Raw genomic sequence first — 1,761 nt, 5'->3', positions numbered from 1 at the left:
CACCGCGGTCGTGGTCGCCCCGACCACGCCGGCCACCAGCAGCGCCCGGTGCCGCGCCACCGCCCGCCGGGCCCGGTGCGCCGCCGCGGCCGGGTCGGTGCCGTCCATCGGGAGTGCCGCCGCCCGGGCCGGCCGGTCCACCACCGGTCCGGGTGTCTCGGTGACCGCGCGGTACGGATTCAGCACCCCGGCGCCGTAGCCGTCGCCGCGTCCCGGGGCCGGGTCGGCGCTGTCGACGATCCGCCCGGCCACCTCCGTCGCGGTCAGCTCCGGGCGGTACTGCCGAAGCAGCGCCGCGGTGGCCGCCACGAACGGCGCCGCGTAGCTCGTCCCCTCCGCCCGGTGGTGCCCCTGCCCGGGGGCGGCCATCAGCACGTCACCGCCGGGCGCGACCAGGTCGACGTACGGGCCGGTCTGCGAGAAGGGTGACCGCTGGCCGTCCGCGCCGATCGCGCCCACCCCGAGCACCCCGTCGTACCCGGCCGGGTAGGGGCGGGGTCCCCGCTGTCGTGGAGGTTGCCCGCGGCGGCCACCACGACCACGTTCCGCCGCACCGCGTACGCGATCGCCGAGCGGACCGCGGGGTCGTCCGCGTACAGCACGACGGAGAGGTTGAGCACGTCGGCGTCGTGGTCGACCGCCCAACGAATCGCCCGGGCGAAGTCGGCCGCGCCGACCGTACGCCCCGACTCCCGCCCGTCGACCACCTGCTGCTCGCTGACCCGCACCGGCAGGATGCGGACGCCCGGGGCCAGCCCGCGGAACGCCACGCCCGGGCGGGGCGCCGCCGCGACGATGCTCGCCACTCCGGTGCCGTGGCCGGCACAGTCCCGGGTGCCGTCGCCGCCCGGGTCGAGGAAGTCGGCGCCGTCGAGCACTCGACCGGCCAGCTGCGGGTGCCGCCGATCCACCCCCGAGTCGACCACCGCGACGACCACCCCGGCGCCGGTGGCCAACGGGGTGAGCCGGTCCGGGGCGTACCGTTGCTGGGGCCACGGCTGCTCGGCCACCGGGCGGACCGGCGCGGGCGCCGCGGAACAGGCCGGCGCGGCCGGGCGGTGGCCGGCGCGGCCGGCAGGACGGCGGCGACGACCGCCGCCAGGGCGGTCAGGGCCGGGCGCGCGGTGGGCCGGGACATCGACCGCCTCCGTATCGTGGCGACTCCGGAACGCGATGTTAGCGCCTCCGCTGCCGGCCGGTGGGCCGCCGACGGCCAGCAATCCTGATCTTGTTACTACCTTGTAGGTTGTACGCGATACCTATGGCCTGTTCGCGGGAGGAGAGGTGGCCGTGACCGGATGGGAACCGGCTACCGAGGCCGAGGTGGCGATGCGGGACGCGCTGCGTGCCCAGGACCAGGAGCTTTATTTCCGCATCCTGACCCGCGTCGAGCTGCTGTTGCCGGTCTCCGCGGAGGCGCTCGCCGGGCAGGCGCCGATGGGGTGGGGGACCTGGACCACCGGCGACCGGACGCACGTCCTGGCATTCACGTCGATCACCGCATTGCGGGCCAGCCTGGGTGAGAACGCGGGCACCAGCCGGCGCGTCCCGTACGCCGACCTGGCGGCGGACTGGCCGAACCACGAGTGGTGGCTGGCGGTCAATCCCGGGCTGCCGATCGAGGGCTACCTGCCCGCGTGGTTCGTCGCGCAACTCTCCCGGGGGGACGTCCGGCTGCCCGGCCGGACCATGGGCGCCCGGGCCCGCCTCGAACGGGCCGAGACGGCCGCCCGGGCCAGCGCCACCGTGCCCGGCCGGGAC

At 76.7% G+C, this 1,761-nt stretch carries 1 protein-coding gene and 1 pseudogene; one reads left to right on the top strand and one right to left on the bottom strand.

Going from position 1 to position 1,761, the window contains the following annotated elements; translation table 11 throughout:
* Window positions 1-1,138, bottom strand: a pseudogene (gene mycP, locus JNW87_RS40340) (type VII secretion-associated serine protease mycosin); the annotation flags it as partial.
* A gap of 152 nt (window positions 1,139-1,290) precedes the next feature.
* Between mycP and JNW87_RS38315 the strand changes: the two are divergent.
* The coding region (locus tag JNW87_RS38315) for an SseB family protein (RefSeq protein WP_238455435.1) at window positions 1,291-1,761 on the top strand (471 nt) is incomplete at its 3' end.

This window comes from Micromonospora sp. ATA51 (genome assembly GCF_016802855.1).
GTDB lineage: Bacteria > Actinomycetota > Actinomycetes > Mycobacteriales > Micromonosporaceae > Micromonospora > Micromonospora sicca.
This window is presented reverse-complemented; position numbering and strand designations above follow the sequence as displayed.